Below are 21,783 nucleotides of genomic sequence, written 5' to 3'. Positions count from 1 at the left end.
CGGCGGGCGCGTTGTTGCGGTCCAACCCCGCCGCCATCCCCGTATCGCATGCCCTAACTAGACAGCAGTCCCGAACCGGCAGGAATCACCCAAAGCGGCGATGTGGACGTAGGAGTGACCTCAACCCCAGAAGCTCAGTAAAGGGCGGCGTCGCGTACGGCCGGGAAGTTCCGCAGGATGCCCGCCGGCCCCCGGCCGGTGACCAGCATCCGCACCCCGAAGACCACGAGCACCGACCCGATCACACCGCCGACGACCAGCGTGGCCGTACCAAGGTCCATGCACCTCAGTCTGCGCCCCGCCCGGCCCGCTTACCGGTAGTTCGTGAACTGCAGCGCGACGCCGAAGTCCTCCTGCTTGAGCAGGGCGATGACGGCCTGCAGGTCGTCCCGCTTCTTGCCGGTGACCCGCAGCTGGTCGCCCTGGATCTGCGCCTGCACGCCCTTCGGCCCCTCATCCCGGATTTTCTTGCTGATGGCCTTGGCCTTGTCGGTCTCGATCCCCTCGATGACCTTGCAGTCGATCTTGTACGTCTTCCCCGACTGCCGCGGCTCGCCGGCCTCCAGCGACTTCAGCGAGATGTTCCGCTTGACCAGCTTCTCCTTGTAGACGTCGAGCGCGGCGGAAGCCCGCTCCTCGGTCTCCGAGGTGATGGTGACCCCGTTCTCCCCCGACTTGACGATGCTGGTCCCGGTCCCCCGAAAATCGAACCGGGTCCCAAGCTCCTTCTCCGCCTGGTGGAAGGCGTTGTCCACCTCCTGGCCGTCGACCTTGCTGACGATGTCGAACGACGGGCTGGCTGCCATGATCAGACTCCTGCTGCTGGGCCACGAATCGATGTCCACGAGGGCACCCGAAGGCCCCCCGACATGCCGACCGTACCCGGTTGCGGAACAGCCCGCGGCTACGGCTATCCTGTTCTCCGCTGCCACCGAACACCACGGCGGCGATGCCCAGGCGGGTTGCCCGAGCGGCCAATGGGAGCGGACTGTAAATCCGTCGCGAAAGCTACAGAGGTTCGAATCCTCTACCCGCCACAGGCACCAATAACGGCCCCGTGAGCTGCGAAACGCGCTCCGGGGCCGTTCTCGTAGGGTCCAGCAAGATCCGGCCGAATCCGGCTCGTCGCGAGCAGTTGGGGGCGGATCGCGGGCAGGTCGATCTTCCGTGCCACTCCCCCGTCCTTGCCTCTCAAGCCGTCCCGTCCGCCGTAGAACCACCCATCGGGATGCGGGTCGCCGCCGGGGCCGCCACAACTCGCGCCCGGTAGAGATGTATGAACGCTGGCGGTGGTCTGCTCGGCTTGCCTGGTTCGGCGGTGGGCGGGATGGCGGCCACCATCTCAAAAGCCCGAGACTCCTGCCGAAGGCACGCCCAGACCTGAGATCGTTCCCAGGTGCGCGAACTCGATCCACTGGAGCACGAAGAAATCTTCCTCCGGGAGATGTCCCAGCGTGTCCCCGATCTGCAGGACTGGTATCACCAGGACCCTGACGGCGAGCCATGGATGCTGGTGTCCTATGACTTCGTCAAAGGCGGCGCCGTGCTGGAAACCCTGCGCGTCGACTACGACGGGGCACAGTTGCGGGGCGGGTGGAGTCCTTCCTGCCTCAACTGGGACGACGGGCTCCGTGCGGCTGAAGCGCTCGTCGACACCAGCCCGCCTGACGGGCTCAGCATCGATCTCGCCGGTGACCCACGGGACGCGGCAGCTATCGCGTCCGAGTGGTTCCAAGCCCACATCGAGCGCTGGAACCGCCGCCCGTAAGAAGACATACGCCAGCAACAACAGCACCCGAGAACGGTTGGCCGGTGCGCTGGCCGATGCCGGCCGGAGGCCGCCAGCAGGCCGAGCGCGTCCGGCCGCGCCGCGCCTTGATTCAGAGAAATAGTTCGGCAGTGCGACGCGACCGCGGGGGCCACCATCAGTGCGGAGCTTGGGCGTCGGTCACAACCGTCACCTCAGTAGGCCGTTGGGTCAAGCGGAGGTTCTTGCGGCATTCGAGTGACGTGGTCACCGCCTCGGCTAGAGGACGACCTCGTTCTCCTCACTCCAGCGGGCCAGCTCTGCAGGGACGCCGTGCCGCTTGGAGTGCCGTACCGTGGGCGAGAGCATCTTCTTATCAGCCGCTGCTGGGGGGTGACGTAGTCGATGAGCGTGGGAGTGGTTGACCACGTCGGTCCATGGACTGAGGACGAGTATTTCGCACTCGGTGAGACGACGGATCGGATCGAGCTCATCGACGGGAGCCTGGTCGTGAGCCCCGCGCCGAGCATGAGCCATCAGCGCCTCTCCCGCCGCCTGGCGAACGCGCTGGAAGACGGCGCCGAGCCAGCCGGACTCTTCGTCTACGAGGCGATCAACGTCCGGCTGCATACCGGCCGTATCGTGATTCCTGACCTGGCCGTCGTGGACGTGGACGAGGAAGACGTCACGGCGGACGCCTCTCGTGTGCTTCTGATCGGCGAGATCGTCTCGCCGAGTAACGCCGCCATGGACCGCGTCCTCAAGATGCAGCTCTACGCCGCCGCCGGTATCGGGTGGTACCTCCTGGTCGAGCACGAGGTGCCAGACTCGCTGACACTGCGACTCAACCGCCTCGACGGTCAGCACTATGTCGAGGAAACCGTCGTGAAGACCGGCACGAGCCTGACCTCTGAGCACCCGTTCCGGTTCGAACTCGACACGCGGTCCCTCGTACATCGCTGAGAGCCGCTGCCACCGACAGCCAGGCACCTACCGACACCGCCCATTCGGTGGCGAGCCGCCGCAGCGGCCGGCCAGCGCCACGCTTATCGGTCGCCTTGGTCGGAAAAGGGACAACTCGGCAGCTGGTTGGGTGTTGAGGCGCCGGAGTCAGCCGCCCGGCCGGGTGCGGGAAGAGCGAAGGCCGACTTTCCCTGGTGTCAGGCTTGCGTGGTGTTGTTCGGGGGGCGGCCGATTTCTCCCAGGCTGTCGAGCAGGCGTTCGCGGGCCGCTGCCACCAGGTCGAGATAGTCGGGTTTGAAGACCTCGACCAGCGTCGTCTCCAGCGCCCCGGAGATTGCGTACACGGGTGACCAGACGGCGGGGTCGCGGTTGACCAGGGCGTCGAATTCGGGGGTGTCCCCCATCAGCATTGTGTGGAGCCAGTCGGACAGGATCAGAGCCTGGTCGTGGGTGAGTGTGATCGTGAAGTCGTCGTCCGCCATTCACGCAGGTTACGAGGCTCTTCGGTGGCAGGGTCAATCCTGCCCCCGAGGCTGCCGGCCCCCGCCGACATGGCGGCTACACGCCTCTCCGGCCCGGGCGAATGCGCTGCTCTACGCTTGCCGTCATGTCTGACGTCGAAGAGGATTTCGCGGCCCCCGGCCCGCTGGCCACGCACTACCTGACCACGCTCGAGGAGGCCGTCGAACACCTCCGGGCGGCGGATCTGCTGGGCTTCGGCGTACAGCTCCGCTCGTACCTGGAAACGACCGACGGCGAGTCGTTCACCGAGCGATGGAAGTTCGAGATCTTCGCGGAGTCCCCGGTCGAACAACTCGAGGCCGAAACCGAGGAATGATCGGGCCGGGCGGCTCAGTACCCGGGCCGCCACGCCAGCCGTTCCACCTCGTCAAGCTCACCGGCCGCGACGAGAAGCATGAGCCGGGTCATCTCGGCCCGGCTCGCCTCGGCGAGGTGCCGGGGCGGAATGCTGTCGTCCTCCACGTTCTCCCAGACCAGGCGGCCGGTCTGGAAGGCAGACAGACTCCAGCCGGTCCGGTCGTCGGTGACGGCGACGTCGGGGTGCTCGTCGTCCCTGGGATCGTCGAGCTCGGCGATGAGTGCGGGAATCCGACCCGGATCGCCGTCCTCCATCCCGCCACCCCGATGCATGACCGTGAAACCCACTACGGCCTCCGTGAGGTTGATCGCTTACGCGATTATGGCGACATCCACGGACGTTTGCCGATAGGTAGTCGAGGTGCGACCGGCCGCCCTCGACCCGCTGGCGGTCTTCGGCCAGCGCGCGACCGGATCGAGCGTCAGCCCGGCAGCTCGAACCGGAGGCAACCACCGCGCTGACCCCGGCTCCCAGCCGGCGGCGAGGGCAAGCCGTACGCCACGCTCCACCACCACTCGCCACGATCCAATCCTCAGGCTCCTGGTTGCGGTTCGGACCAATCACGGGAGCACGTTTCCGCTGCTCTCGCAGCTGCATGGAATCTCTTGTGGCAGGTATAGCAAACGCGTCGGTTCAGCGACTCCTTGAAGGCTCATCTCTTGGCACGCGGCAGCGATTGGCACGGAGCCGCGACGGCGGAGTGAAAGGGGCCGTACCCGTGTGGCTGCTCCCTAGCTTCACTGATCACCGCCGCGACCAGCGGTTCGCCGATGGCGCAACGATCTTTGTCTTACCGGGCCCTGCGGGGTGCTCGACCCACATAACCAGGCCGGATGAGGATCGGAGTCTGCATGCCGGTCGTCCCGCGAGGCATTCGAACCAAGTCCGAAAGTGCATTTCCCCTGCTCATTGAAACTTGCGCAGTGATCGTCGCGTCGAAGACCTATCCGAAGGCCAGCCAAACCTCCTCGCTTCGAGCACGTACGCAGGCAACGAACACTGGATGGATAACGCTCCAAGAGTATTTACCAGCACCTTTGCAAAGAACGTTGACAGCCCCTGCGAAGCTGATGAAGTCGTCCAGGCATCGGTCTTGATCGATGGATTCAGTGCGAAACGGGGGGAGATGCTGGCTGGCCATCCTCAATGCTCACGGGCGTGACAAAGTCCACTAGTTGCCAGGCCCGTCGAGGGCAGCACTCTGCGCCTTCGGCGGCAAACGATTGCCGCACAATTTAGGACGATGAGAGGGTCGGTAAATGAAAGCCTCTGAAATTCTCGGACGAGGTGCCCTTCTGGCGGTTGCCTCCGTCGCGCTGGCCGGCGCCGTAGGGCCCGCCTTTGCGGCGCACAGCTCGTACGTCTCTGGGTCTCGGGTCGTCACGAGCAACAGTGACAAGACGCTCAATGTTGCGGATGAGCTCGACGACGATGCCGCAGCCTACGGCCTCATGACGAGGCAAGGTGTCTCGGGCACGCCGCGACTGACGAACGGCGGAGGATCGGGTTCCACCCTCTCGCGGAACTACTCCGAAACCATCTTGTCGGTGCGGGCCTGCAAGGACTTCAACCTGCAGCCCGATCCCTGCGGCTCCTGGGGTTGATCTCTGATGGTTCCTGCTGTGCGGTAAGGTCTCGCAGGAACTGAGGGCATCGAACCACCGAAGGTAGCGCAGCATCCAGCGGAGGCGGTGTGGCTTTAGGTCACATCGCCTCCGGCTTTGATCAAGAGGATTAGCGCCAAGAATCCTCCATGCCTATAATGGTGCCGCGGGAGTCAAGGTTGAATGTCGATCCAATCGCGTTGCCAGCCAGGTCGGATCCGGTCCTGCGGATCGAGAGCCTGACGTATGCGATCGATGATCGGATTCTTCTGAATGAGGTTGACCTGCAGGTTGGTGCCGGTGAATCGGTGACCATCACCGGTCCGAGCGGGTCGGGCAAGAGCACGCTTCTTTCGTGCATTCTGGGACTCCTGAAGCCCAGCTCCGGGAGAATCGTCCTCTCCGGCCAGGACCTGGTGCGTCTGCGCGGGCGTGAGCTGGCGCGTATTCGTCAGCGGAAGATCGGCATGGTGTTTCAATTCGGTGAACTCATTCCGGAGTTGACACCGCTGGAGAACGTTGCGCTGCCTGCGCTGCTGCAACGAGGCAATCGCCGGGAATCGTACGACAAGGCTGCCGCGCTGTTGTCCGAGCTGGGCGTTCCGTCGCATGGCAGGACCGATCGATTGTCCGGAGGCGAGAGGCAGCGAACCGGCGTAGCGAGGGCCCTGATAAATTCCCCGGCCGTCATCCTCGCGGACGAACCCACGGGCGCCCTGGACGCCAAGACCAAAGATCAAGTGGCCGACATGATATTTGATCTTCCACGGGCGTACGGGTGCGCCGTGCTCGTGGTTACCCATGATGCGTCGGTGGCGGAGCGCGCCAACCACGTCGTGCATCTGGACGGTGGCGTTCTGGCGACCGTCCGGACGCCCGGCCTGGGCGGCTCGTGATGCCATGGTCGCCGATATTCACCATGGTCCGGCTCGGGTGGCGATCGGGGAACCGATCCGAGGCGGGGGGATTCCGGTTCACCGCGTTGTTGCTGGCCGCCGCGGCAGTGTGCATCTCCTTCATGGCCCTGGCTGTCGCTGAGGCGACCTACAGCGGCCGTGAGCATCGAGGAGCTGCGCGGGCTCCGATATATCACTCGGCCGACTCCGATCGACCCGCGGTTGCGCTCTGGGGTTCGGGGTTCGACACAGTGAACACGCGTCAGTTCTCCGTTATCTTCATCGAACCGTTGCTGCCTGACGCTCCGCTCCCGCCCGGCTTGCGCTCATGGCCCGAGCCGGGACAGGCAGTCATCTCACCAGCGCTCCTGCGAGCAGGCGCCGGCGAAGGAATAGCGAGCCGCTACGGTGATCCGGCCGGAACGATCGGTCCGGAAGGGCTTGAGGCACCCGGGGAGAAACTCGCCTACTTCCGGCCGCCGAAAGAACTGATCTCCACGGGCAAGATGTATGAGATCGAAGGATTTGGATCTCTGGGTCATGCCCCCGTGGGAGATGGGCTGATGGTCCGGCCCCTGGGGACCTTTCGGTTACTGGTGGGCTTTTTGATGGTTCTACCGGCGCTGGTCCTGCTTGCAGTCGCGGCAAGGACCGGATCGCAGTCACGCGACCGCAGGGTCGCCCTGGTGACCGTACTGGGTGGAACTCGATTCGACCGAATACTGGTGTCTGCCGGCGAATCCGCTCTCGCTGTCTCGACAGGCGTCGCGGTCAGTTCGATTCTGTTGCCGATACTGGCGACAACGGATGTGCGACTACCTTATGTCGACTATGTCATCTCGGCCTCGGATGTCCGCGGATCCATCTGGCTCCTGGTGGCGATGTGGATCGCCGCGGGAGCGGCCAGCATTCTGACCATCGTGGTGCTCGATCTTCTCGGTCTGGCCAGGAGAGGTGGCACCCGGCCGACCGGTAAACGGCGGGCGCCGACGGCGTTGGCTGCCCTGTGCCCGGTGATGCTGTTGGTCGCCGTTCGTGGGCCGGACTTGTTCACACCCGACAACCCGGCGCGGTTGCTCGTCAATTATGCGGGTGTTGCGGGAACGCTGATAACGCTCCCCGCAGTTGTCGGAATGGCGGCCAAAGTCGTCGGCAACGGGACGGCCCGGATCGCTCGGGCGCTTCGGACCAGTGGTCTCCTCGTCGCGGGGCGTTGGATGTCCGCACAGCCCAACGTCATCGCCCGGGTGACCTCCGGAATCGTCGCCGCGGTGGTGATCCTCATCCAGGTGCAGGTCTGGTACGGATTTCTCGGCGCGTCGGCCAGAGCGGCAGAGGCCGTTCACCGGGTTGTCGGTGACAGCATCCAGGTCTCGAAACTCGGTGCCGACGCCAGCTCGGGGCAGATCGCGGCCTATCACCGTTCGATCGAGAACGTGGCGTTGCCCCTGGTGATCGTCAGCGAAGAGGTTGCTCGCTCGACGCGGATCGTCGGCTCCTGCGCCACGTTGAACCACGTCGGATTGCCGTGCTCAGGGAACGCTGTGCCGTTGAATACGGACCATGCCGATGAAAGGCTGCGGGTGATTCTGGACCTCGCGGCCCCCGCTCGATCCGCCGTTACGTCGATGGCCGGCAGCACCGCGAACGTCGCCCTGAATGCGGACAGTCACGCCATCGAGCTGCTGGTGTCACCCTCGGGCCACCCGATTGATCGTGCCGCCATCGTAAGAGCGGCGTATCGCACGCTGCCCGGAGGGGCTGACGTGTCGCCGATCGGCGGCGATTGGCTCATCGGCGCATCGGTCAACGCCGACCAGGGGAGATGGATCGTCCTTCTGGGTGCGTTCGCGGTAGCGGTTCTGACCTTGGCCTGCGGCGTCAGCGGCTTGGCCGAATATCTTCGCTGGAGTCGCGTCCTCGCTCCTGTCAGCGTTCTCGCCGGCAACCGGGCTGTCTTCATCTCCAGTGCGGCATGGAGCGTCTTCATGCCGATCTTGCTTGCCGCGGCCTGCGCCTTCCCGATCGGCATGTGGCTGGCGCTGCCCGTAGCGCAGAAGGGAAGCGGGTTCTCCGTCACCCTGATCCAGGCGGGGTTCGGCTGCATCGTCAGCCTCGGATTCGTCCTTTATGCATGGGCGATAAGCGCGAGTCGGCATGTGTCGCGAAACTGGCTGCCGTCAGGAGACTGACGCGTCGGACGGTTGATCTCGCGGAGTGTGAGGGGCATAACTTGCACTGAGTGCAAGTTGAGCTACGGTCGGGGGGTGGCCGTACGGGAGTTGAGGAAGCGTGAGACCTGGCGGCTTGTGCATGGCACCGCGCTGCGGTTGATGACCGAGCGTGGGTTCGATGCGGTTTCCGTGGACGACATCGTGGCGGCGGCCGGGGTCTCTCGGCGTACGTTCTTCAATTATTTCGCCGACAAGGAGTCGGTGGTCTTCGACCCGGACCCCGATGATCCGGCGCTCTGGGGTGAGTTGCTCGGGGCGCGGCCCGGCGGCGAGCCGCTGTGGGTGTCGTTGCGGGAAGTGGTCGTCGGCTATACCGGGGCCTGCGCCGAGCGGATGATTCTGCAGCGGCGGGTTCGGCTTGCCTCGCCCGAGTTGGCGGGTTGTTCGCGGGAGGTTGCCGACCGGTTCTGGGATGCCGTGCGGGAGTGGGCCGCGCCGCGGGCCGGGGTGGATGGGTTCGAGCTGGAGCTCGTTGTCGGCGCCGCTCGGATGATTTTGCATGCTTCGTGCCCCTACTGGGACGCCTCTGCCGGGATCGGCGGGCTGCATTCGCTCGTACGGACCGGATTCGACACTTTTGATTGGACACGCCATGAGTCGCGTACCTCTGTCGGTTCTTGATCTCGCGACCGTACGGGAGGGGCATGACAGCGCCGATGCGTTGCGGGGGACGACGGAGATCGCGCAGGCCGCCGACGAGCTCGGGTATGCGCGGTTCTGGGTTGCCGAGCATCACAACATGCCGGCTGTCGCCTCGACGTCGCCGCCGGTGCTGATCGCGCACGTTGCGGCGAACACGCGGCGGATCAAGGTGGGGTCGGGCGGGGTGATGCTGCCGAACCACATGCCGTTCGTGGTGGCCGAGCAGTTCGCGCTGCTGGAGGCGTTGCATCCGGGGCGGATCGACCTGGGCATCGGGCGGGCGCCGGGCACGGATCAGGCTACCGCCGCCGCGCTGCGCGGGGTGTCGCCGCATCTGACCGTGGAGCAGTTCCCCGACCATCTCGGGATGGTGCTGGCGCTGCTCGGCGACGACCGGGTCGCGCCCGAGCGGATCGAGCGGCTGAGGGCCACGCCCGCGCCGCAGTCGTTCCCCGAGGTGTGGATGCTCGGGTCGTCGACGTACGGGGCCCAGGTGGCGGCGGCGCTGGGGCTGCCGTTCTGCTACGCGTACCACTTCGCGATGAGTGCGGACGTGGACACCGCGGTGCGGCTCTACCGGGACGGGTTCAAGCCGTCGCCGCGCTTCCCCGAGCCGCACCTCATGATCAGTGCGTCGGTCGTCGCCGCGGAGACCACCGAGGAGGCCCAGTACCTGGCCGGGCCGAGCCGGATCATGGCGCTGAGCCTGCGTACGGGGCGGCTGGGGCCGATCGTCTCGCCGGAGGCCGCGGCGAAGGTGGAATTGTCCGATCTGGACCGGAGCGTGCTGAGCCAGCTTCCCGGCACCCAGTACGCGGGCACCGCCGACGAGGTCGTGGCCGGCCTCGACGCCCTGGTAGAGCGGACCGGCGCCGCCGAACTGATCCTCGCCGGCACGGTCTACGACCCGCAGACCCGGCGTGACTCCCTGGCGCGCGTCGCCAAGGCCTGGGGCATTTGAGAAGCCGTCACCGGAGCATGAGGTCTGTAAGAATCGGCGCATGGCCTGGCATCTCACGAGGGACGTGACCGAATTCCTGGCCGCGGCGGGCGGATTCCTGCGCGCCCGGCCGGCGCAGAACCGTTGTTGCTGACGGTCGCCGACACCGGATGGCCGAGTTCTTCCGGGAGATCGGCGAGGAGGAGTCCGGGATCGAGAAATTCGTTGCCGGGCGGCTCGCGTACGGTGGCATGCTGCTCTGGGAGAACGGCGGCCTGCCGGTCTCCACGGCGTCGCTCAGCCGGCCCGATGCGGGCATGGTGCGGGTGCAGGCCGTCTACACCCCGCGGGAGCACCGCGGCCGCGGGTACGCCGGGGCTGTCACCGCGGCGATCAGCCGGGCGGCCCGGGAGGCCGGCGCCACGGAGGTGGTGCTCTTCACCGACCTGGCCAATCCGACCTCGAACGCCCTGTACCAGCGGCTGGGCTACGAACCTCTGGAGGACCGTACTGTGGTGGAGTTCCCGTCATGAGCCGGGTGTTGCAGGTCAACCTCGCGGTGCCCGAGCGCAGCGACGCCAAGAACGTCGGCATCACCGGCATCAACAAGCAGCCGGTCAGCCACGCGGTGGCCGTGCGCGCGCCCGGCCCGAAGGGTCTGCCGTCCGACCGGGCGAGCGGGCTGGCCGGGGACCAGATCTTCGACACCGCCCACCACGGCGGGGACGACCAGGCGGTTTACGCGTACGCCCGGGAGGACTACGACTGGTGGGAGAAGGAGCTCGGGCGGGAGTTGCCCGGCGGCCTCTTCGGCGAGAACCTGACGACCGCCGACCTCGACGTGAGCGGCGCGGAGCTCGGTGAGACCTGGCGCATCGGCGACACGCTCGTGCTGCAGACCACGTTCGGGCGCATCCCGTGCGCCACGTTCCAGTGGAAGATGGGCGAGCCGCGGTGGGTGAAGCGGTTCGCCGCGGAGAGCCGGCCGGGGGCGTACCTGCGGGTGGTGACGCCGGGCGAGGTGCGCGCCGGCGACGAGGTGACGGTCGTGGACCGGCCCGGCCACGGCGTGACCATCGCCGATTCGTTCCGGGCGTGGATGCACGATCCGGCGCTGCTGGCGTCCTATCTCGAGCTGGGCGGGGTTCCCGACGGGCTCAAGGCGGACATCCGGCGGAAGCTCCGGCTCGCCTGAGGCCGCCGCGGACGGACGAGGGCTCGCACGGTCGAGAGCTCGCCTGAGGCCGCGGACGGTCGAGGGCGGCCACCGGGACCGCGGCCGCCCTAGTCCGGCGTGCTAGGGAGTGCAGTCGTTGGAGGACACCACGGTGTCCGCGTGCGTGGTGCCCGACGCCCGGTAGGTGTTGATCGCCGAGGTCGCCTGGGCCGGCGTCAGGACCTGCTTCTTCGCGTGGAAGACGTAGTCGATCGACTCCTGCCACACCGAGGTGCCGCCGGGCGTACGGCCGGTCAGGTCGATGAACCACTGGTTGAAGTCGATCGACATGTTCTGCCGCGGGTAGACCTTGCCGGAGTGGTCGCCGACCAGGGTGCCGTCGATGTAGTACTTCACGTGCCCGGCGGCGACCGTGGCCATCACGGTGTGCCAGCCGGCGATGCTGCGGGCCTGCTGGCTCTGCTGGTTGTCGGCGTACCAGGGGTCGGGGACGTACGTGTACCAGGTCGTCTGGTAGTTGATCGGCCCCGACACGCCCCAGCCTCCGTTGGGCAGGTACTCGGAGAAGTCCATCTCCGAGTACGTCGGGTCCATCGGCGCCGCCAGCGGGGAGATCGTGTAGAACGTCTGGTTGACGTGGTTGCCGTCCCGGCCGCTCGCCGGCACGTCCGCGAACTTGATCCGGGCCAGGTAGGTTCCCTCGCGGAAGCGGCGATTGCTCTGCGAGAACTCGGCGTGCGACGTGCCGGCCGCGGTGCCGTCGGTGCGGGCCGTCAGCTGGGCCACCCGCTGACCGTCCACTGTGGGGAACGACACGTTGTCGGCCCGCCAGCTGGCCCCCTCGACGCCGGGGCCGCCCGCCTCGCTGCGGATCCGCCAGCCGCGCTGGGACAGGGCCGGGTCCGTACGCGACGAGTAGGTGAAGTCGTCGAAGAGCGTGCCGCAGGCAGCGGCGGCGCTGCTGCTCGGCGCGTGGGCGATGCCGAAGGCGGCGAGGGCGCCGACGGTGGCGGCGACCGTGGCGCCGAGGGTGAGTTTCCGGGTGTGGCCCATGGCGGAAGGGCTCCTCACGTCGGGGGACGGATGTTTACCACTGGTCAACACCAAACCGCGGACCAGTGGTAAACGTCAATACCTCCCACCTGTGGCCCCACTTAATTCACGGTCTGGCGGAAATGCGCCGTCGCGTCCACAATGGTGCCGACGGGAAGAGGTGGGGATGCGGCGTACGGAAGTGCGGGATCGTCTGCTCGAACTGATCGACGCCGTCGCGCCCGGCGACGCCCTGCCGTCCGAAAGGGACCTCAGCGGCGACCTGGGCGCTTCCCGGCCGACGATCCGCGCCGCCATCGAGGAGCTGGCCCGGGAGGGCCTGCTGGTACGCCGCCACGGCCGCGGCACGTTCACCAACCCGTACAAGATCTCGCAGGAGGTGCCGTCGGCGGTGAACCTGCCGCCCGCCGAGGGCGACTGGGCGAGCGAGGTGCTCGAGTTCGGCGTCACGCCGGCCGGGCCGCGGCTCGGGCGCCGGCTGCGGCTGTCGCCCGGCGAAGCCGTCGTCCGCGCCCTGCGCCGGCGGACCGTCGACGGGGCGACCATCGCCGTCGAGGAGATCCGCATCCCCCGGGCCGTCGCGCCGGGACTCAGCCGCGACGACTTCGGCACCGGCACGCTCTACCGCCGGCTGCGGGAACGGCACGGGGTGGTGCCGGCCGAGGCCGTACAGACGACCGAACCGACCGTGACGGACCCGGCCGAGTCGCGGCTGCTGGGCGTGCCGCTCTACTCGCCCGCGCTGCTGTTCGAGCGCACGACCAAGGACAGCCGGGGACGGCTCGTCGAATACACCCGCTCGGTCTACCGCGGCGACCGCTACCGGATCACCCAGCACCTGCGCTTCGGCCCCGAATCGGGCTAGCCGGGCCGGCCGGAGCCCGGCGCCCCAGCCAGCCAGAGTCCGGCGCGCCCCAGCCGGCCAGAACCCGGCGCCTCAGCCAGCTAGGGCCCGGCGCCTCAGCCGGCCAGGGCCTCGCGCAGTTCGGCGGCGGCCCGTTGGTCGGCGCGGGCCATGGAGCCGGCTGGGATCGCGGCGACGGCCGCGGCCAGCAGCAGCACCCCCGCGGCGAAGACGAAGGCCCACGGCAGGCCGCCCGGCTGGTCCACGATGGTCCCGGCGATAGCCCCGCCCGCCGCGCTGCCAGCGACGGACACCGTGACCATCCACGTGTACGCCTCGTTCAGCATTCCCGCCGGCGCGATCCGGCCGACCAGGTTGTTCTCCACGGTGAGGGCCGGGGCGATCGTGGCACCGCCGACGACCAGGGCGATGCCGAGCGCGGTCGGGTTGGGCATGACCGTCAGCACGAGGAAGCTCATCGAGACCGCGGCGAGCAGCCAGGCGAACTGCCGGGGCAGCGCCATCGCGGGGCGGCGGGTGCCGAACCAGATGCCGCCGATCGCGCTGCCGACGCCCCAGACGCCGAGCAGGACGCCGCCGAGCCCGTCGCCGCCGCCGTGCTGGTTCGCGTACGCCGGCACCATCACCCCGGCCGCGCCGAACGCGATGCCGAGCGCGCTGACGCAGACGAGCAGCGCCGGGAAGCCGCTGACCTTCAGCGGGCCGAGGCCGCGGGTGGTGCCGGCGGACCCGTGGCGTACCCAGTGGCGCATGATCGGCAGCAGCGCGACGGTCAGGGTGCCGGCGAGGGTGACCACCGCCGAGAACACCAGCGCCGCGGCGGGGCCGGTGACCACCACGAACGCCGCGACCAGCAGCGGGCCGAGCACGAAGACCAGCTCGAACAGGGAGGTCTCGGCGGCCATCGCGGCCGGGCGCAGCGCGTGCCGCCCGGAACCCACCCCGGTCGCGTCGGTCCAGGCCCGGCGGATGGCGGCGGTCAGCGGCGGGTACGTCGCCCCGGCCAGCCCCGACGCCACGACGATCGACGGCAGCGCCGCCGCGCCGCCCCGGCTGACCAGGATCAGGCCGGCCAGCGCCAGCGGGTGCAGCACCGCGGTGACCATCAGGACCGGAGAGGGCCCGATGCGGTCGGCGACGCGACCGGCGATCGGGCTCACGGCGGCGCCGGCCAGCGCGTACATGCCGCCGGCGAGGCCCGCGGCGGCGTAGCGGCCGGTGGTCTCCTGCACGAGCAGCAGCAGCGACAGCGGGGTGACGCCGATGCCCAGGCGGGCCAGCACACCGACGAGGAGCAGGACCTTCGCGCCCGGCATCCGCCACACGCCGAGGTACTGACGCAACGCGGTCACGGTCTGCCCCCTTCGGCCGGCGGGATGGTGGTAACGGGCGAAAGCCGCCTCCGACCCTAACGGCCGGAGGCGGCGTAACCCATCCGAAATATTCAGTCTGTCGCCGAGCTCACGCCCGGCGGATCACCGCTGGAACTGCACCGGGCCGGTGCCCGTGATCGCCGCCAGCTGGTGCAGGCGCCGTACGCGCTCCTCCATCGGCGGGTGGGTGGAGAACAAGCCGGCGATGCCGCCCGCCCGCAACGGGTTGGCGATCATCAGGTGCGCCGATGTGGCGAGCTGCCCGTCGGCCGGCAGCGGCAGCCGCTGGGCACCGTACTGGATCTTCTCCAGGGCACTGGCCAGCGCGAGCGGGTCGCGGGTCAGCGTGGCGCCGGAGGCGTCCGCCTGGAACTCCCGGTTGCGGCTGATCGCGAGCTGGATCACCGACGCGGCCAGCGGGCCGAGGATCAGCATGAGCAGCAGCGACGCCGGGTTCGGGCCGTCGTCGTCGTCCGAGCCGCCGAGCGGCAGGAAGATCGCGAGCTGGGCGAACATCGTGATGATGCCGGCCAGCGCCGCGGCGACGCTCGAGATCAGGATGTCGCGGTTGTAGACGTGGGACAGCTCGTGGCCGATGACCCCGCGCAACTCCCGGCGGTCGAGGATCCGGGTGATCCCCACGGTGACCGCGACGGCGGCGTTCTTCGGGTTGCGGCCGGTGGCGAACGCGTTGGGCTGCATCGACGGGCTCACGTACAGGCGGGGCATCGGCTGCCGCGCCTCCGTGGCCAGCTCCCGCACGATCTGGTAGAGCGCGGGGAACTCGGCCTCGGTCACCGGGCGGGCGCGCATCGACCGCAGGGCGATCTTGTCCGAGAAGAAGTAGCTGCCGGCGTTCATCGCCAGCGAGAGGACCACGGCGAACACCAGGCCGCCACTGCCGCCGATCCAGTACCCCACGGCGAGAATCATGGCGGTGAGCAGACCCAGCAGAGCGGCCGTTTTGAGGCCGTTGTGGTGGCTGTGCACGATCACTCCTTCAGCAAGCGGGCCGGTAGGCCCACGTCTGATGGAACATCGAGATCCCGTGAATTCATCCGGGAGTGACTGTGAGTTCGCTGTAGGTCAGCGATCAGCCGGAGAGGGCGTCGAAGATCGACTGGGGGAGGAAGCCGGCCGCGATCGTCGCCGCCGCCGCCACCGTGACGGCCGCCAGGACCGTGCGGGACACCGATGGGGCGCGGTGGAGCAGGTCGGGGTCAAGAACCACAGCAGGGGCGGTGTCGGCCAGGTGGATGACGGGCTGCTGCGGGGCGGCGTACAGGAGGGCGGCGGCGCGGAGGTAGTAGGCCAGGGCGATCACCGCGTTCACCGCCACCACGCCCGCCAGCCAGCCCCAGCCCGCCGTGATCAGCGAGGCGACCACGGCCACCTTGGCGAACAGCCCGGCCAGGCCCGGGGGGAGGCCGGCGAGGCCCGCGAAGGCCAGCACGAGGGCGGCGCCCGGCCAGCGGCTGCGCCGGCCAGCGCCGCGGTAGTCGTCGAGGTCGCCGCCGTCCGTGCCCGGGCCGCGCAGGGCGGCGACGGCACCGAAGGCGACGAACTCCAGGAGGACGAAGAAGATCGCGTACGCGTAAGCGGCCTGCACCCCCGCCGCGCCCGCCGCCAGCGGGGCCAGGATGTAGCCGGCCTGCGCGACCGACGACCACGCCAGCAGGCGGACCATCCGGGTCTGGCGGAGCGCGACCAGGTTGCCGACCGTCATCGTGAGCACGGCCAGCACCGCGACCAGCGGACCCGTGTCGAGGCGCTGGACGACCGCCGCCAGCGCGAGCACCCCGCCGAGCTTCGAGGCCGTCGACAGGTACGCGGCCACCGGCACCGGCGCGCCGTCGTACGTGGCCGGCGCCCACGCGTGCAGGGGCACCGCCGCCACCTTGAACGCGAAGCCGACCACCACGAGCGCCGCCCCGACCGCGGCCAGCGACTCGTACGGCCCCGAGCCCTCGACCAGCGCGTCCAGGTGCAGGGCGCCGGTGGCGGCGTACAGGAGGGCGGCGCCGAGCAGGGCCACCGCCGTCGACACCACGCTGATCAGGAAGAAGGTGACCGCCGCCGAGGAACCCGCCGCCGAGGCCCGGACGCGGCGGAGCCCGACCAGGACGTACAGGGGCAGGGTCAGGGTCTCCAGGCCGACGATCAGCGAGATGAGGTCGCCGGCGTACGCGACCACCACCCCGCCGGTCATCGAGCAGGTGAGCAGGAAGCAGAACTCCCCCACCGGCGCGAGGCCCCGGCGCAACGCGGGAGCGGACAGGGCCAGCACCCCGATTGTCAGGCCGGCGAAGATGACCGTCATCACGCCCGCGTGCGGGGTGACCGTCCACGAGCAGAGGTCGCCGCCGCAGAAGGTCGCCGCGTGGTCCGGCACGGCCACCGCGCACACCGCCGTGGCCACCCCGCCGGCGGTCGCGGTGAGCAGGTGGAAACGGCCGAACGCCAGCTCCACCACCAGGACGAGCAGCGCCGTGCCGGCCGCGGCGTACAGCGGCAGCAGGGCGACGTGGTTGACGGCCTGGATCATCGCAGCGCTCCGGTCAGGGCGGCCACCGGGTCGGCGCCGGCGGCGAGCACCAGCGCCGGCACCAGGCCGACCACGAGGGTGAGCAGGATCAGCGGCGACCACGCGAGCCACTCGGCGGGGGCCACGCCCGGGATGCCGGTCACCGCCCCGGTCGCCGGCCCGTGCGTCACCCGGCGCAGGAGCCGCAGGAAGTAGGTGGCGGTCAGGGCTCCCCCGACGGCGGCCACCACGGCGAGGGTGATCCACAGCGGGCCGCCCCGCTCGACGGCGGCCACCACCGCGAAGGCCTCGCCCCAGAAGCCGGCGAGGCCGGGCAGGCCCAGGGAGGCGATCGCCGCGAAGCCCAGCAGGCCGGCGAGCCGGGGCGCGGACTCCCGCAGGCCGCCCAGCCCCGCGAGGTCGCCGGTGTGCGCCCGGTCCTTGATCGCGCCGGCCAGGAAGAACAGCAGGCCGGTGATGACGCCGTGCGCGACGTTGCCGATCAGCGCGGCCTGGACCCCGGTCACCGTGAGGGTCGCGATGCCGAGCAGGACGAAGCCCATGTGGCCGACGCTGGAATAGGCGATGAGCCGCTTCAGCTCGGTCTGCCGCAGGCACACCAGCGACCCGGCGATGATCGCGGCGGCGGCGAGGATGCCCAGCACCGGCGCCGCCCAGGCGGCTCCCTCCGGCGCGACGCCGACCCCGACCCGGATCAGGCCGTACGTGCCCATCTTGAGCAGGACACCGGCGAGGATCACGCTGCCGACGGTGGGTGCCTCGGTGTGCGCGTCGGGCAGCCAGGTGTGCAGCGGCCACAGCGGCGCCTTGACCGCGAACGCGACGGCGAACAGGGCGAACGCCACGCACTGCGTCGTGCGGGACAGGCCGTAGCCGCCCGCGAGCGCGAGGAGGTCGCCGGTGCCCGCGGCGGCCACCACGGTGAAGACGCCGAGCAGCAGCAGCACCGAACCGAACAGGGTGTAGAGCACGAACTTGCGGGCCGCCCGCCGCCGCTCCGGACCGCCCCAGCCGGCGATGACCGCGTACATGGGCAGCAGGACGACCTCGAAGAAGACGAAGAACAGAACCAGGTCGAGCGCCAGGAAGGTGCCCAGGATGCCGGCCTCGAGGACCAGGAGCAGGGCGGCGAGCGTACGCCCGGAGCCCCCGGCCGGCACCTTCCACACCGTGTACCCGCAGCACAGCAGCGTGAGCAGCCCGGTCAGCACGACCAGCGGGTACGAGATGCCGTCGACGCCGACGTGGAAGTCGATGCCGAGCGCGGGCACCCAGGCCAGATCCACCTCGGCCCAGGGCGCGACCGGCGGGGCGCCGGTGCCGCCGTAATCGAACCAGCCGAAGTCCCGCGTCGTCGGCAGGGCCAGCAGCGCTGCCACCACGAACGTGACCGCCGCGAACGCCGTCGCGACGATCCGCGCCCCGCGGTCGAGGCGAGCCGGCATCAGGGCCACCACCAGCGCCCCGACGACCGGCAATGCCAGGGTCGCCAGCAGCAGGATCTGCAGGGCCGAGGAGACGTCGGTGGGGGCGATCATGATGCGGCTCCGTAGATCGCGGCGACGACGCCGAGGAGCAGCGCGCCGGTGAAGACCGCGACGGCGGCGCGCGGCAGGGCGGCCCGGTGCGCGGCCTCGAGCACCGTGCCCAGGCGCGTGGCCGAGGTGCCGGTGCCCTCCACCGCCGCGTCGACCACCCGCTCGTCGGTGAGGCGTACGCCCTGAGCGAGGGCGCGCACCGGCCGTACGATCAAGCGGTTCTGCAGGTCGTCGAGGCGGAAGCCGGCGGCGAACCAGGGCCGCAACCGGCCGAGGGCCTTCGCCGGGTCCACGCCCGGCGCCGCCTGCCACAGCCACCACGCGCTGCTCGCGCCGAGGACCAGCAACGCCATCGGCAGCAGGATCGACACCTCGAGGTGCGGCTGGTCGAGCTCCAGCGCGGACCGGAAGCCGGGCAGGAATGCGGCCAGGCCGAGCAGCACGGCGGGAATTCCCAGCAGCACCACCGGCCAGCGCATCAGGCCCGGCGGATCGTGCGGGACCGGATCAGCCGACTCCTCGTAGAACGCGTCGTCGAAGCCGAGCGACCACCGGTCGTCGCGGGACCGGGGGTGGCCGAAGAACGTCCGGAGCAGCAGGCGGGTGGCGTACCAGGCGGTGATCGCGACGCCGGTCAGCGCGGCGAGCCAGACGACCCAGCCGACCCAGACCGGCGCCGGGCCCTCCCCCTCGGTCGCGTGCGCGGCCGCGACCAGCACGTTCTCCTTGGACCAGAACCCGGCCAGCGGCGGTACGCCCGCGAGCGCCCCGAGGCCCACCACGAACGACCAGAACGTCACCGGCATAGACGTCCGCAGCCCGCCCATCCGCGACATGAGGTTGGTGCCGACCGCGTGAATCACCGCGCCCGCGGCGAGGAACAGCAGCGCCTTGAAGGCGGCGTGGGTGAGCAGGTGGAACAGCGCGGCGGCGGGCGCACCGACGGCCAGCGCGCCGGTCATGTAGCCGATCTGGGACACCGTCGACCAGGCGAGGACCCGCTTGAGGTCGTCCTGGGCGGTCGCGGCGAGCGCGCCGAGCAGCAGCGTGATCGAGGCCATGACGCCGAGCACGGCCAGGGCCGCGGGCGACTGCGCGAAGAGCGGGAACAGCCGGAAGACGACGTAGACGCCGGCCGCGACCATGGTGGCGGCGTGGATCAGCGCGGAGATCGGCGTGGGGCCGGCCATCGCGTCGGGCAGCCAGGTGTGCAGCGGGAACTGGGCGCTCTTGCCCGCCACCCCGGCCAGCACCAGCAGCAGCGCGACCGTGGGCACCCCGGAATCCGCGAGGACGTCGGAGATGCGGAAGCTGCCCGCGGAGACGCCGAGCCACGCGATGCCGAGCAGGAAGCCGACGTCGCCGACCCGGGTCACGACGAACGCCTTCACCGCGGCCGCGGGCGCCTCGGGCAGCCGCCGGTCGTGCCCGATGAGCAGGTACGAGCAGGCGCCCATGACCTCCCAGCCGACCAGCAGCAGGATCAGGTCGTCCGCGGAGACGACCAGCAGCATCGCGCCGGTGAAGAGGCTGACCTGGGCGGCGTAGGGCGCGTACCGGGGATCGTCGTGCAGGTAGGTGACCGAGTAGATCTGCACGAACAGCGCGACGACGGTGACCGCCAGCGCGACGTAGAGCTCGGCCTTCCCGAGCGAGAAGCCGAGGGTCACCGGCAGGTCGCCGAAGGTCGCCCAGCGGTGCGTCACCCCGACCGGCTCGGCCACCACGACCAGCAGCACGACGGTGATCAGCAGCGCCAGCGCGGCCCCGGCGACGCCCACGGTGGCGGCCCGGCGCCGTCCGTCCCGGCCGCCGTCGCCGGGCGGCAGCAGCAGACCGGCCAGACCGAGCAGCAACGGTACGCCGGCGAGCAGCGGCATCAGCACCTCGGCGGTCATCGTGCCTCCGGCTCGTGGTGCAGCGCGACCTCGTCCACCTGCACGGCGGCGCGCATCCGGTAGAACTGCAGCACGATCGCCAGACCCACGCCGACCTCGGCCGCGGCCAGCACGATGACGAACAGCGCGAAGACCCCGCCGCGGTGGCCCAGCGCGGCGGTCACCGTGACGTCGGCGGTCACCAGCACCAGGTTGACGGCGTTGAGCATCAACTCGACCGCCATCAGCACGAGGATGGCGTTGCGCCGGCGCAGGACGCCGTAGACGCCCAGGCCGAAGAGCAGCGCGGCGGTCGCGTACGGAATGACCGCGTGCATCAGGCCCCGCCCTCCTTCGGCGCCCCGATGTCCGGCCGCGACAGCACGATCGCCCCGACCAGGGCGGAGAGCAGCAGGATCGACAGGACCTCGAACGGCAGCACCCAGGTGCCGAAGATCTCGGCGCCCATCCGCTCGGTCGTCCCCGGCACGGGCAGCGCCACGATCGTCCACCGGAAGGCGTCGATGAACAGGGCGGCCAGCCCCAGCCCGACGCCGCCGCCGACCACGAGCGCGGGCCACGCCGGCCGGTCCAGGTCGGCGGACGGCCCGATCGGCGCCCGGGTCAGCATGACCGCGAAGAGCAGCAGCACGACCACCGCGCCGACGTAGACCAGGACCTGCACCCAGGCGACCAGCTCGGCACCCAGGACCAGGTAGAGGCCGGCCATCGCGCCGAGGCTGACGACCAGGTAGAGGCCGGCCCGGACGAGGTGGGTGCTGGTGACCACGAGCGCGCCCGAGCCCACCGCCACGGCCCCGAGCGCCAGCAGCAACGCGTCGGCGACGGTCACTTGCCGGGCTCCGGGGTCTCGGGCCGGGCCCGCGCGGTTCTCGCCGCGGTGGGTGCGCCGGGGCCGGCGGCCTTGCGGGCCGCCGTGGCCTCCTCCTTCGACGGCTCGCCGAGCACGTCGTGGGCGGGCGGCGGCGGCACGGTCGGCATCCACGCACCGAGGCGGTCCTTGTCGTGCAGCAGATCCAGCACGTCGAGCTCGGAATACTCGAACTCGGGACTCCAGTGCAGGGCGTCGAACGGGCACACCTCGATGCAGATCCCGCAGTACATGCAGAGCGAGAAGTCGATGTCGAACCGGTCGAGCACGTTGCGCTGCCGGGCCCGGGCCGCCCCCGGCACGACGACCTCTTCCTTGTGCGAGTCGATGTAGATGCACCAGTCGGGGCACTCGCGCGCACAGAGCATGCAGACGGTGCAGTTCTCCTCCAGCAACGCGATGACACCGCGCGACCTGGGCGGCAGCTCGGGCTGCACGTCGGGATACTGCTGGGTGGTCGACCGCCTGGTCATGGTCTTGAGCGTGACGGCGAGCCCGTTGACCAGGCCCTTGCCGGGCGCAGACCGCTCCCCGTGCTCACTCATAACCGCATATCC

24 protein-coding genes and 1 tRNA gene are annotated in these 21,783 nt (G+C 69.7%); 12 read left to right on the top strand and 13 right to left on the bottom strand.

Annotated features, from left to right (window positions below; genetic code table 11):
• Positions 1-134 precede the first annotated feature (134 nt).
• Positions 135-281, bottom strand: a complete 147-nt coding sequence (locus CLV70_RS39875; RefSeq protein ID WP_158277851.1) for a hypothetical protein — start codon at positions 279-281, stop codon at positions 135-137.
• A 30-nt stretch (positions 282-311) separates the two neighbouring features.
• Positions 312-806 (bottom strand): YajQ family cyclic di-GMP-binding protein, encoded by a 495-nt coding sequence (locus CLV70_RS30105; RefSeq protein ID WP_106129987.1) that lies wholly within the window; start codon positions 804-806, stop codon positions 312-314.
• 150 nt (positions 807-956) lie between these two features.
• Between CLV70_RS30105 and CLV70_RS30100 the strand changes: the two genes are divergently transcribed.
• The 3 genes from CLV70_RS30100 to CLV70_RS30090 all read left to right on the top strand — a co-directional run bounded on the left by CLV70_RS30100 (position 957) and on the right by CLV70_RS30090 (position 2,710).
• Positions 957-1,037: transfer RNA gene (locus CLV70_RS30100), tRNA-Tyr, on the top strand.
• 359 nt (positions 1,038-1,396) lie between these two features.
• A complete protein-coding gene (locus CLV70_RS30095) occupies positions 1,397-1,768 on the top strand; it encodes a hypothetical protein (RefSeq protein WP_211303938.1) in 372 nt (123 codons plus the stop codon).
• A gap of 384 nt (positions 1,769-2,152) precedes the next feature.
• Entirely contained in the window at positions 2,153-2,710 is a 558-nt protein-coding gene (locus CLV70_RS30090) for a Uma2 family endonuclease (RefSeq protein ID WP_106129986.1), read from the top strand.
• A 197-nt stretch (positions 2,711-2,907) separates the two neighbouring features.
• Here the strand turns inward: CLV70_RS30090 and CLV70_RS30085 are convergent, their stop codons facing one another.
• Complete coding sequence (locus CLV70_RS30085) at positions 2,908-3,192, bottom strand: hypothetical protein (protein ID WP_106129985.1); 285 nt, start codon at positions 3,190-3,192, stop codon at positions 2,908-2,910.
• A gap of 125 nt (positions 3,193-3,317) precedes the next feature.
• On the opposite strand from CLV70_RS30085, the gene CLV70_RS30080 reads away from it, so the two are divergent.
• A complete protein-coding gene (locus CLV70_RS30080) occupies positions 3,318-3,548 on the top strand; it encodes a hypothetical protein (protein WP_106129984.1) in 231 nt (76 codons plus the stop codon).
• Positions 3,549-3,562: 14 nt separating this feature from the next.
• Here the strand turns inward: CLV70_RS30080 and CLV70_RS30075 are convergent, their stop codons facing one another.
• Positions 3,563-3,844 carry a hypothetical protein gene (locus CLV70_RS30075; RefSeq protein WP_106129983.1) on the bottom strand — a complete coding sequence of 94 codons (282 nt, stop codon included), beginning with the start codon at positions 3,842-3,844 and terminating at the stop codon, positions 3,563-3,565.
• 1,005 nt (positions 3,845-4,849) lie between these two features.
• On the opposite strand from CLV70_RS30075, the gene CLV70_RS39275 reads away from it, so the two are divergent.
• The 7 genes from CLV70_RS39275 (at position 4,850) to CLV70_RS30045 (ending at position 11,101) form a co-directional block, all read left to right on the top strand.
• Entirely contained in the window at positions 4,850-5,194 is a 345-nt protein-coding gene (locus CLV70_RS39275; RefSeq protein WP_146164207.1) for a hypothetical protein, read from the top strand.
• 179 nt (positions 5,195-5,373) lie between these two features.
• Entirely contained in the window at positions 5,374-6,090 is a 717-nt protein-coding gene (locus CLV70_RS30070) for an ABC transporter ATP-binding protein (protein WP_245908543.1), read from the top strand.
• A gap of 251 nt (positions 6,091-6,341) precedes the next feature.
• Positions 6,342-8,282 (top strand): ABC transporter permease, encoded by a 1,941-nt coding sequence (locus CLV70_RS30065; RefSeq protein ID WP_146164206.1) that lies wholly within the window; start codon positions 6,342-6,344, stop codon positions 8,280-8,282.
• A gap of 75 nt (positions 8,283-8,357) precedes the next feature.
• Positions 8,358-8,945 carry a TetR family transcriptional regulator gene (locus CLV70_RS30060; protein WP_146164205.1) on the top strand — a complete coding sequence of 196 codons (588 nt, stop codon included), beginning with the start codon at positions 8,358-8,360 and terminating at the stop codon, positions 8,943-8,945.
• Complete coding sequence (locus CLV70_RS30055) at positions 8,917-9,927, top strand: LLM class flavin-dependent oxidoreductase (RefSeq protein WP_106129980.1); 1,011 nt, start codon at positions 8,917-8,919, stop codon at positions 9,925-9,927. The genes CLV70_RS30060 and CLV70_RS30055 overlap by 29 nt, the downstream gene beginning before the upstream one ends.
• A 149-nt stretch (positions 9,928-10,076) precedes the next feature.
• Positions 10,077-10,439, top strand: coding sequence for a GNAT family N-acetyltransferase (locus CLV70_RS30050; protein ID WP_106129979.1), 363 nt, complete (start codon positions 10,077-10,079; stop codon positions 10,437-10,439).
• Positions 10,436-11,101, top strand: a complete 666-nt coding sequence (locus CLV70_RS30045) for an MOSC domain-containing protein (protein ID WP_106129978.1) — start codon at positions 10,436-10,438, stop codon at positions 11,099-11,101. Before CLV70_RS30050 ends, CLV70_RS30045 begins: the two co-directional genes overlap by 4 nt.
• A 102-nt stretch (positions 11,102-11,203) precedes the next feature.
• Here the strand turns inward: CLV70_RS30045 and CLV70_RS30040 are convergent, their stop codons facing one another.
• The gene (locus CLV70_RS30040; RefSeq protein WP_106129977.1) at positions 11,204-12,136 is read right to left on the bottom strand and encodes a glycoside hydrolase family 16 protein; all 933 of its coding nucleotides are present in this window, start codon (positions 12,134-12,136) and stop codon (positions 11,204-11,206) included.
• A 166-nt stretch (positions 12,137-12,302) separates the two neighbouring features.
• Here CLV70_RS30040 and CLV70_RS30035 point away from each other — a divergent pair, with 166 nt between their 5' ends.
• Positions 12,303-13,001, top strand: a complete 699-nt coding sequence (locus tag CLV70_RS30035; RefSeq protein WP_106129976.1) for a GntR family transcriptional regulator — start codon at positions 12,303-12,305, stop codon at positions 12,999-13,001.
• Between the two features lie 95 nt (positions 13,002-13,096).
• Here CLV70_RS30035 and CLV70_RS30030 read toward each other — a convergent pair whose 3' ends face one another.
• The 8 genes from CLV70_RS30030 to CLV70_RS29995 all read right to left on the bottom strand — a co-directional run bounded on the left by CLV70_RS30030 (position 13,097) and on the right by CLV70_RS29995 (position 21,771).
• Positions 13,097-14,353: an MFS transporter gene (locus CLV70_RS30030; protein WP_106129975.1), complete on the bottom strand. Its 1,257-nt coding sequence runs from the start codon at positions 14,351-14,353 to the stop codon at positions 13,097-13,099.
• A gap of 123 nt (positions 14,354-14,476) precedes the next feature.
• Positions 14,477-15,364, bottom strand: coding sequence for a zinc metalloprotease HtpX (htpX, locus tag CLV70_RS30025; RefSeq protein WP_106130006.1), 888 nt, complete (start codon positions 15,362-15,364; stop codon positions 14,477-14,479).
• 103 nt (positions 15,365-15,467) lie between these two features.
• Entirely contained in the window at positions 15,468-16,919 is a 1,452-nt protein-coding gene (locus CLV70_RS30020; protein WP_106129974.1) for an NADH-quinone oxidoreductase subunit N, read from the bottom strand.
• Positions 16,916-18,457 carry a complex I subunit 4 family protein gene (locus CLV70_RS30015; protein WP_106129973.1) on the bottom strand — a complete coding sequence of 514 codons (1,542 nt, stop codon included), beginning with the start codon at positions 18,455-18,457 and terminating at the stop codon, positions 16,916-16,918. Before CLV70_RS30015 ends, CLV70_RS30020 begins: the two co-directional genes overlap by 4 nt.
• Positions 18,454-20,355 (bottom strand): NADH-quinone oxidoreductase subunit 5 family protein, encoded by a 1,902-nt coding sequence (locus tag CLV70_RS30010; RefSeq protein ID WP_106129972.1) that lies wholly within the window; start codon positions 20,353-20,355, stop codon positions 18,454-18,456. The genes CLV70_RS30015 and CLV70_RS30010 overlap by 4 nt, the downstream gene beginning before the upstream one ends.
• Positions 20,352-20,672 carry an NADH-quinone oxidoreductase subunit NuoK gene (nuoK, locus tag CLV70_RS30005; RefSeq protein ID WP_106129971.1) on the bottom strand — a complete coding sequence of 107 codons (321 nt, stop codon included), beginning with the start codon at positions 20,670-20,672 and terminating at the stop codon, positions 20,352-20,354. Before nuoK ends, CLV70_RS30010 begins: the two co-directional genes overlap by 4 nt.
• Positions 20,672-21,187 carry an NADH-quinone oxidoreductase subunit J family protein gene (locus tag CLV70_RS30000; RefSeq protein ID WP_106129970.1) on the bottom strand — a complete coding sequence of 172 codons (516 nt, stop codon included), beginning with the start codon at positions 21,185-21,187 and terminating at the stop codon, positions 20,672-20,674. Before CLV70_RS30000 ends, nuoK begins: the two co-directional genes overlap by 1 nt.
• Positions 21,184-21,771 (bottom strand): NuoI/complex I 23 kDa subunit family protein, encoded by a 588-nt coding sequence (locus tag CLV70_RS29995; protein WP_106129969.1) that lies wholly within the window; start codon positions 21,769-21,771, stop codon positions 21,184-21,186. Before CLV70_RS29995 ends, CLV70_RS30000 begins: the two co-directional genes overlap by 4 nt.
• Positions 21,772-21,783 lie beyond the last annotated feature (12 nt).

This window comes from Pseudosporangium ferrugineum (assembly GCF_003002065.1).
GTDB classification, from domain to species: Bacteria; Actinomycetota; Actinomycetes; order Mycobacteriales; family Micromonosporaceae; genus Actinoplanes; species Actinoplanes ferrugineus_A.
This window is presented reverse-complemented; position numbering and strand designations above follow the sequence as displayed.

What these genes read in the sequence shown, in the direction of transcription:
- CLV70_RS39875 (WP_158277851.1), bottom strand. Translation starts at nt 281, where the DNA reads ATGGACCTTGGTACGGCCACGCTGGTCGTCGGCGGTGTGATCGGGTCG.
- CLV70_RS30105 (WP_106129987.1), bottom strand. Translation starts at nt 806, where the DNA reads ATGGCAGCCAGCCCGTCGTTCGACATCGTCAGCAAGGTCGACGGCCAG.
- CLV70_RS30090 (WP_106129986.1), top strand. Translation starts at nt 2,153, where the DNA reads ATGAGCGTGGGAGTGGTTGACCACGTCGGTCCATGGACTGAGGACGAG.
- CLV70_RS30085 (WP_106129985.1), bottom strand. Translation starts at nt 3,192, where the DNA reads ATGGCGGACGACGACTTCACGATCACACTCACCCACGACCAGGCTCTG.
- CLV70_RS30080 (WP_106129984.1), top strand. Translation starts at nt 3,318, where the DNA reads ATGTCTGACGTCGAAGAGGATTTCGCGGCCCCCGGCCCGCTGGCCACG.
- CLV70_RS30075 (WP_106129983.1), bottom strand. Translation starts at nt 3,844, where the DNA reads ATGGAGGACGGCGATCCGGGTCGGATTCCCGCACTCATCGCCGAGCTC.
- CLV70_RS39275 (WP_146164207.1), top strand. Translation starts at nt 4,850, where the DNA reads ATGAAAGCCTCTGAAATTCTCGGACGAGGTGCCCTTCTGGCGGTTGCC.
- CLV70_RS30055 (WP_106129980.1), top strand. Translation starts at nt 8,917, where the DNA reads ATGAGTCGCGTACCTCTGTCGGTTCTTGATCTCGCGACCGTACGGGAG.
- CLV70_RS30050 (WP_106129979.1), top strand. Translation starts at nt 10,077, where the DNA reads ATGGCCGAGTTCTTCCGGGAGATCGGCGAGGAGGAGTCCGGGATCGAG.
- CLV70_RS30045 (WP_106129978.1), top strand. Translation starts at nt 10,436, where the DNA reads ATGAGCCGGGTGTTGCAGGTCAACCTCGCGGTGCCCGAGCGCAGCGAC.
- CLV70_RS30040 (WP_106129977.1), bottom strand. Translation starts at nt 12,136, where the DNA reads ATGGGCCACACCCGGAAACTCACCCTCGGCGCCACGGTCGCCGCCACC.
- CLV70_RS30035 (WP_106129976.1), top strand. Translation starts at nt 12,303, where the DNA reads ATGCGGCGTACGGAAGTGCGGGATCGTCTGCTCGAACTGATCGACGCC.
- CLV70_RS30020 (WP_106129974.1), bottom strand. Translation starts at nt 16,919, where the DNA reads ATGATCCAGGCCGTCAACCACGTCGCCCTGCTGCCGCTGTACGCCGCG.
- CLV70_RS30015 (WP_106129973.1), bottom strand. Translation starts at nt 18,457, where the DNA reads ATGATCGCCCCCACCGACGTCTCCTCGGCCCTGCAGATCCTGCTGCTG.
- CLV70_RS30010 (WP_106129972.1), bottom strand. Translation starts at nt 20,355, where the DNA reads ATGACCGCCGAGGTGCTGATGCCGCTGCTCGCCGGCGTACCGTTGCTG.
- nuoK (WP_106129971.1), bottom strand. Translation starts at nt 20,672, where the DNA reads ATGCACGCGGTCATTCCGTACGCGACCGCCGCGCTGCTCTTCGGCCTG.
- CLV70_RS29995 (WP_106129969.1), bottom strand. Translation starts at nt 21,771, where the DNA reads ATGAGTGAGCACGGGGAGCGGTCTGCGCCCGGCAAGGGCCTGGTCAAC.